The organism is Lacticaseibacillus camelliae DSM 22697 = JCM 13995, assembly GCF_001311195.1.
Taxonomy (GTDB): domain Bacteria; phylum Bacillota; class Bacilli; order Lactobacillales; family Lactobacillaceae; genus Lacticaseibacillus; species Lacticaseibacillus camelliae.
Genome location: NZ_BBAJ01000104.1, coordinates 1 through 6,563 on the forward strand (window position 1 = coordinate 1; position 6,563 = coordinate 6,563).

Here is a 6,563-nt window from a genome sequence, read left to right on the forward strand (position 1 = left end):
ACAAGTGCCATGAACGCGATGACGGCGATCACCGCGAGCGCGTGGTAGCGGTGGCCGAGCTCGGCCGCCATTAAGCCGGCGACCGTCATGGCCAGACTGCCCCACAACACGGTGGTGAGATTAGCCAGTAGCACCGGCAGCCAGCGCGGCCAGCTCAGATGATAGATCTGCGCAAAAAAGCCTTCTCGCGCGACGACACTGAGGTTGACCGCCTGCGTCAGGGCGGCGATCAATAGGACCGGCCGCAGGGTCTTCAAGGCCTCGCGCAGGCTGCGCAAGACGCGAGTGGATTCAATTCTTTCAACCAAGGCCATGGCGCGCCTCCTTTTCCATTGCGCCTACATTATGCGAGGCAATCCCCCTCTTGGCAATTTTAGAAAGCGGTTCTATGGTACTATTTAACTAGTTTGGAACATTTGAGAAGAGGGAGCAAAACATGGAAAAGCCTTTAGCGAAATACATTGATCACACGTTGCTCAAGCCGGACGCCACGCAGGAACAGATCGACACCGTCCTGGCGCAAGCCAAGCAGTACGATTTTGCCAGCGTCTGCATCAATCCCTACTGGGTCCCGCGGCAGCGGCAACGCTGCGCGGCACGAACGTCAACGTTTGCACCGTCATCGGGTTTCCGCTGGGCGCCAACACGACCTTCATCAAGGTCGACGAGGCCAACCACGCCATTGACGACGGCGCCAAGGAAGTCGACATGGTCATGAACATTGGCGAGCTCAAGGGCGGCCATGACGACCAGGTCAAGGCGGACATTCAGGCAGTAGCTGACGCTGCGCACGCCAAGGGCGCGGTGCTCAAGGTGATCATTGAGGCCGTGCTGCTTTCCGACGACGAAAAAGTGCGGGCCTGCCAGGCCGCTGAGGCTGCCGGGGCCGACTTTGTCAAGACGTCGACCGGTTTTGCCAGCGGTGGGGCCACTGTGCACGATGTGGCGCTGATGCGCAAGACGGTCGGCACGCGGCTTGGCGTCAAAGCCGCCGGCGGGATCCACTCATACGAAGAAGCCAAGGCGCTGATCGAGGCCGGGGCGGACCGGTTGGGCGCCAGCGCCGGCGTCACCATTCTCAAGGAAGCCGGGGTGATCGACTGATGGCAAAGTTTAAACGGGTCATTGGCATCGTCACGGATTCCATCGGGATCGGTGCCGCGCCGGACGCCCAGAAGTTTAACGATGAGGGCGCGGACACGCTGGGCCACATCGGCGAGTTCTTTCATGGCGACTGGGCGCTGCCGAACTGGCAGAAGCTCGGCCTGGGTAACATTCGCGAAGACGCACCGATCCGCGGCGTAGAACCCATCCAAAAGCCCATCGGCTATTATGCAAGATGTTCGAAATATCTGCCGGTAAGGATAGCATGGACGGACACTGGGAAATGATGGGCCTGCCGGTCACCGAGCCGCTCGGCTTTTTCCCGCAGGGGTTCCCCGAAAAGCTGATTAAGCAGATCGAGGACTTTTCCGGCCGCAAGGTGATCGTGAACCTGCCGTACTCTGGCACCGAGGTCATCAAAAAATACGGCGAGCAGCAGCTCAAAACCGGCGACCTGATCGTTTACACGTCAGGGGATTCGGTGCTGCAGATTGCGGCAAACACGGCGGTGATCCCGCTTAAGGAACTGTACAAGATCTGCGAGTACGCCCGCAGCATCACCACCGACCAGCCATACAAAATCGGTCGGGTCATTGCGCGCCCGTATGTCGGCGACAAGGCGGATAACTTCACGCGCACGTCGGATCGCCATGACTACGCGCTGATGCCTAACGCTCCGACGGACCTCGACCGCCTGCAGGCTGCTCGTGTCCCGACGTATGGTGTCGGCAAGATCAACGATATTTTCTCCGGCCAAGGACTGGATGACGGCATCCACACCGTCTCTAACGAGGATGGGATGAATCAGACCATCAAGCAGGTCGAGTCGGCTCGGGAGGGCTTTATTTTCACGAACCTGGTCGATTTTGACGCGATGTACGGTCACCGCCGCAACGCGCAAGGCGACGGCGATGCGCTGATGGCCTTCGACAAGCAGCTCGGGGAGCTGATGGCGGCGATGCAAGAGGATGACCTGCTGATGATCACGTCCGACCACGGCAACGACCCAACTTTCCGCGGCACCGATCACACGCGCGAATACGTGCCGCTGGTGGTTTACAGCAAGTCGCTGCCAGGCGGCGGTGACTTGGGCATTCGCTCGCCGTTTGCCGACATGGGCGCGACGATCCTGGAGAATTTCGGGGTCGAAGGCACTGGCGTTGGGCACTCGTTTTTGGCAGCGTTGAAGTAGGGTTAAATGGAGGAAGATCATGAGCACACATATTGATGCGCCACAAGATGCGATCGCGGACGTGGTTCTGCTGCCTGGGGACCCGCTGCGGGCAAAGTACATTGCCGAAACTTACCTGGATGACCCGGTGCTGTACAACACTGTTCGCAACGCGTTCGGCTACACCGGCACTTACCAGGGCCGCCGCGTGTCCGTGCAGGCGACTGGCATGGGCATTCCGTCGATTTCGATTTACGCCACTGAGTTGATGAAGGATTACGGGGTCAAGACGCTGATCCGGGTCGGCACGACCGGCGGTTTGGCCCCTCAGGTCAAAGTGCGCGACATCGTGCTGGCGCAAGGCGCGACCACGGACTCATCGATCATTTTGAACACGTTCGGCGCCGGGCTGTACTTCGCCCCGCTGGCCGATTTTGGACTGCTGGAAACGGCTGCTCAGCTGGCGCGTGAGGATGACCTGCGCTGCCACGTGGGCAATGTGCTCGGGGAGGACCGCTTTTACAACGATGAGATGGACCGCCAGAAACTGATCGATTACGGGGTGCTCGCCACCGAAATGGAGACGCCGGCTTTGTACCTGCTGGCGGCCAAGTACCACCGGCGTGCGCTGGCCATTTTGACGGTGTCCAACCACTTGGTCACCGGGGAAGAAACGACGGCCCAAGAGCGTCAGACCAGCTTTGACGACATGATTCGGCTGGCTTTAAAGACCGTTATCCGTTTGTAACATAAATGAAAAATAACGTTGGTGGACAGCCTGGGCCGCTTGATGACGGGGCTGGGCGCTGGTGGCCACGCCGATTTGGACAAAAACGAACGCCTATTCGGTGAAAACCCTGGGGCATGGTGCTAAGCTAAAACTAATCGTTAAGAAATCTTAAAATAGCTTTCGGACTTTTAAATGTGATGTTGAAATTGGAGGCACTTACGTATGGGAAAATCGACTAAGGCAATTGCACTGACCGCTGGTCTCGCGGGGGTTGCAGGACTGGCAGCACTGGTCTCTGCGCCGAGCCAGGTTAGCGCGTCAACTACCGGCACGGTGACTTACCAACAGGGTGCAACGACTGTTTGGAAGACGCCGGCGTTTAACCAGGTCAAGCGTTACGTCTTGTTCAACCAGCGCATTGCAATTCAGGGTTCCAAGGTCGTTAACGGGGCGATTTGGTATCAAATCGGCGCTAACGAATGGATCCCGGCCGTTTACTTGCAAGCCGAAGATGGCCAGACTGCCAACGCCAATGCGGCGGCAGACCAGGCCACCAGTTCCAACTCTGCAAGTGACACGCAGGTTGGCCAGTATAAGCTGACGGTGACCTACGTTGGCGGCGCCACCACGGTATGGGCTTCGACCCACTACCAGACGCCGACCGGCCGTTACTTGGCCACTGGTCAGCAGGTCACGGCGGTTGCCAAGACTACCAGCAATGGGGAGACTTGGTACCGCTTGAGCACCGGCGGTTATGTGCCGGCTCGCTTTGCTTCTGAATCAGGCAGTGTGGTTGCGCCTGCCGCAAGTGCTGCCCCTGCATCTAGCGCTGCTGCACCTGCTGCGAGTGCTGCCGCCCCGGCCGCAAGTTTTTCGACTCCGGCAGCCAGTTCCGCTGCACCGGCGGTATCTGCAGCTCAGCCGGCCGCATCCAGTGCCGCACCAGCAGTTTCTAGTGCCGCACCAGCCGCGTCGAGTGCTGCCCCTGCAGTCACTTCTGCCGCGCCTGTGTCTAGCGCTGCAAAGCCGGCTGTCACAGCTGGCACCTTTACCCTGACCGTTAACTACCCAAGTGTCGTCACAGTTTGGAGTGCACCTAGCTTCACGACTGCTTCCGGCAAGTACCTGAGCAACGGTCAGAAGGTCACCGCCAACGGCAAAGTGAATGCTGACGGCGCGACCTGGTATCAATTGACCTCAGGTGGCTATATTCCTTCTAACGTTGCAACAACTGGCACCGTGCTGCGCCTTCGACCACGCAAGCGGCCAGTGCAGCAACGACGACCGCCACTAAGCCAGCCGCCACGACCACGGTCAAGGCGACAGCACCGGCCAAGGCCGCAACCACCAGCAAGCCAGCAACCACGACCTCGACGCTCAGCCGCGCTCAGAAGGCCCAGAAGCTGATCGCGACGGCGCGCCTGCAAATTGGCAAGCCTTACCAATGGGGCGCTAAAGGCCCTAACAGCTTTGACTGCTCCGGGTTGGTCTACTACACCTTCAAGAACGCGCTGGGCATCACCCTTGGCGGTTACACCGGCAGTCAGCAGTACAACGGGACGCGGCTCTCCGTTTCCCAGCTGCAGCCTGGCGACTTGGTCTTCTGGGCCACTGCTGGGGTGCCGTATCACGTGGCGCTCTATATTGGCAATAACCAGTACATCCACGCGCCACAACCCGGCCAAACCGTTCAGGTGGGGACGATTTCGGGCTACTTTGCCCCATCGTTTGGCGTTCACGTCGCCTTCTAATTCAACATCGACAAGCAAAAGACGTCCATCTCACTGCGAGACGGACGCCTTTTTTTAGCCTGTCAGTCATCTAAGTACTGGCCCATGATGCTGAGAAAATGCCGCAGCTGCAGCTTGCGCAACACGCCGGCACCGGGAAAGTGCTGATCGGTCGCGTACTGGATCATCTCGGTTAACGCAGGCGTGGCCGCATCGGGGTGGTCCTTCAGCCAGGCGGGAAGCGGCGCGGCCGCCTCAAAAAAACTTGCCTTGGGGATCGTGAAAGTCCGCATTGTTGACCGAGGTGAAGTGCTGCATCCATAGCTGCTGACCGGATTTAAATAACAGGTGCAGCGACAGCGCGCGCTGGGGATACCCGCGCTCGTCGTAATGCCGCGTTGATAGCGGGTAGTCGGCAAAGCCGGCCCCTGGCAAAGTCGTTTTGGGGTACTGGTAAAACTCGCGCTGGACGAGCCGGTAGTCCTCAGTGCGTTCGCGCGTCGGGGTGTGGTCCTCCAGATAGGCGGCGCTTGGCCGCTGCAGCCGGCGAAACCGGGCCCCGCCGGGCAGTAGGCAGCTGATCCGCCCGCAAGGCCACGGCTTGCGCCAGCGTTTCGGCAATGATCAGCGCGCTTGGCTGACCGTCAAAGTAGCGCGCTGGGTGGACCCAAGCGGACAACACGGCGACGTGACTGGGCCTTGCCAGCAGGCCGTAGCGGCCCACCTGCGGGTTTTGCACGATGAACAGCGGGTGCTTTCGGTCGGTGAAAGCTCGGGCCACGGCGGCTAGGGCGGGTAAGTCCTTGACCGGTTCGATGACCGGTAGGATGTGAGGCGAAAGGAAATCCTTGGTGACGGCTTCGCGCAGGGCTAGCAGGTCGTACTGGCGGCCGCGAATCAACGGGTAGTAATTCATGACTGCAGCCTCAATTCTGCAAGCTCGGCCGTCAAGGCGTCCACTTCGGCTTGCAGGGTGGCAACGGCGGTGTCTTCAACCTCGCCCATGACGCGGTCGTACAAGTTGGCCTCCGGGTCGTACACGCGGTACTGATCCGAGCGGCGCTTCACCTCGGCCAGCAGCTGCTCATCGGAAAAGTGGGCCAGGCCTTTTTCGACTTGCTTGGCCTTTTGCACCTCGCGGTTGAGACTGGCGATGAAGCGTTCCAGCAGCTGAGATTCCGGCACCTGCAAAGCCTGGCGCCGCGGCGGGCGACTGATGGTCAGCTGGCCGGGGACGGTGATGGGCACCGTGGCCGCTTGGATGGCGGCCGGGGCAAAGGGCTGGTAGGTCATCACGCCGATGCCGGCAGGAATCTCGCCAGCCACCTGTTGGTACAAGGGGAGTGGCAGCACAAAGTAGTTGTAGTCGCCGATGAAACTCAGCTTGGCGCTGCTGTGAAAGTCGCTTTTGGTCACCTTCAGCTCAAAGCAGCGCCAGGTCAAGGGAGCGCCAGGCTGCATGACCAGCGTGTCGACAATGCCGCGGTCGTCTGGCATGGTGACTTCCTCGACCGCCACCGCGCCTTGGTCCTCCCAGTAGGCGTACAGCGTTTTTTTTCCAAATCAAGCGTCAGGGGTGTTTTCACGATGAGCCTCCCAAAAATCGGTCAGTTGCGCGGCCATGTCGTCGAGGTCGGTGGCGACGGTGGCGTGGGTCCAGTGTGGCGGGAACAGGGGCGCGTACCGCGGTCCGGCAAAGCGGCTGTCGGCCAGTAGCACAACGCCGACGTCCTTGGCACCGCGGATGACGCGCCCGCCGGCCTGCAGTACGTTGTTGAAGCCGGGCAGCTGGTAGGCGTAGGCGAACCCGTCCTGGCCTTGGGCGTCG

At 60.2% G+C, this 6,563-nt stretch carries 8 protein-coding genes and 3 pseudogenes; 5 read left to right on the forward strand and 6 right to left on the reverse strand.

Annotated features, from left to right (window positions below):
* The coding region (locus JCM13995_RS12405; protein WP_162230967.1) for a hypothetical protein at positions 1-314 on the reverse strand (314 nt) is incomplete at its 3' end.
* A 122-nt stretch (positions 315-436) separates the two neighbouring features.
* Between JCM13995_RS12405 and deoC the strand changes: the two are divergent.
* The 5 genes and pseudogenes from deoC (at position 437) to JCM13995_RS16395 (ending at position 4,756) form a co-directional block, all read left to right on the forward strand.
* Positions 437-1,104: pseudogene (gene deoC / locus JCM13995_RS12410) on the forward strand (deoxyribose-phosphate aldolase).
* Positions 1,104-2,296, forward strand: a pseudogene (locus JCM13995_RS12415) (phosphopentomutase). Before deoC ends, JCM13995_RS12415 begins: the two co-directional pseudogenes overlap by 1 nt.
* Positions 2,297-2,315: 19 nt before the next feature.
* The gene (gene deoD / locus JCM13995_RS12420) at positions 2,316-3,023 is read left to right on the forward strand and encodes a purine-nucleoside phosphorylase (RefSeq protein ID WP_054666148.1); all 708 of its coding nucleotides are present in this window, start codon (positions 2,316-2,318) and stop codon (positions 3,021-3,023) included.
* Positions 3,024-3,227: 204 nt separating this feature from the next.
* A complete protein-coding gene (locus tag JCM13995_RS18145) occupies positions 3,228-4,412 on the forward strand; it encodes an SH3-like domain-containing protein (RefSeq protein ID WP_054666150.1) in 1,185 nt (394 codons plus the stop codon).
* A gap of 20 nt (positions 4,413-4,432) precedes the next feature.
* The gene (locus tag JCM13995_RS16395) at positions 4,433-4,756 is read left to right on the forward strand and encodes a C40 family peptidase (RefSeq protein WP_225350894.1); all 324 of its coding nucleotides are present in this window, start codon (positions 4,433-4,435) and stop codon (positions 4,754-4,756) included.
* Positions 4,757-4,818: 62 nt separating this feature from the next.
* On the opposite strand, the gene JCM13995_RS16400 is transcribed toward JCM13995_RS16395, so the two are convergent.
* From JCM13995_RS16400 to JCM13995_RS12445, 5 genes and pseudogenes are all read right to left on the reverse strand, one after another.
* A complete protein-coding gene (locus JCM13995_RS16400; protein WP_225350892.1) occupies positions 4,819-5,028 on the reverse strand; it encodes a hypothetical protein in 210 nt (69 codons plus the stop codon).
* Positions 4,991-5,317 (reverse strand): sce7725 family protein, encoded by a 327-nt coding sequence (locus tag JCM13995_RS16405; RefSeq protein ID WP_225350895.1) that lies wholly within the window; start codon positions 5,315-5,317, stop codon positions 4,991-4,993. Before JCM13995_RS16405 ends, JCM13995_RS16400 begins: the two co-directional genes overlap by 38 nt.
* Complete coding sequence (locus JCM13995_RS16410; protein WP_225350893.1) at positions 5,220-5,651, reverse strand: sce7725 family protein; 432 nt, start codon at positions 5,649-5,651, stop codon at positions 5,220-5,222. Before JCM13995_RS16410 ends, JCM13995_RS16405 begins: the two co-directional genes overlap by 98 nt.
* Positions 5,648-6,321, reverse strand: a pseudogene (locus tag JCM13995_RS12440) (hypothetical protein). Before JCM13995_RS12440 ends, JCM13995_RS16410 begins: the two are co-directional and overlap by 4 nt.
* On the reverse strand, positions 6,299-6,563 hold a 265-nt coding region (locus tag JCM13995_RS12445), incomplete at its 5' end, for a helicase C-terminal domain-containing protein (protein ID WP_305068851.1). The gene JCM13995_RS12445 and the pseudogene JCM13995_RS12440, both read right to left, overlap by 23 nt.

Bases quoted from the DNA above. Each gene is read 5' to 3' on its own strand.
- JCM13995_RS16410 (WP_225350893.1), bottom strand. From the start codon at position 5,651: ATGAATTACTACCCGTTGATTCGCGGCCGCCAGTACGACCTGCTAGCC.
- deoD (WP_054666148.1), top strand. From the start codon at position 2,316: ATGAGCACACATATTGATGCGCCACAAGATGCGATCGCGGACGTGGTT.
- JCM13995_RS16400 (WP_225350892.1), bottom strand. From the start codon at position 5,028: ATGCGGACTTTCACGATCCCCAAGGCAAGTTTTTTTGAGGCGGCCGCG.
- JCM13995_RS18145 (WP_054666150.1), top strand. From the start codon at position 3,228: ATGGGAAAATCGACTAAGGCAATTGCACTGACCGCTGGTCTCGCGGGG.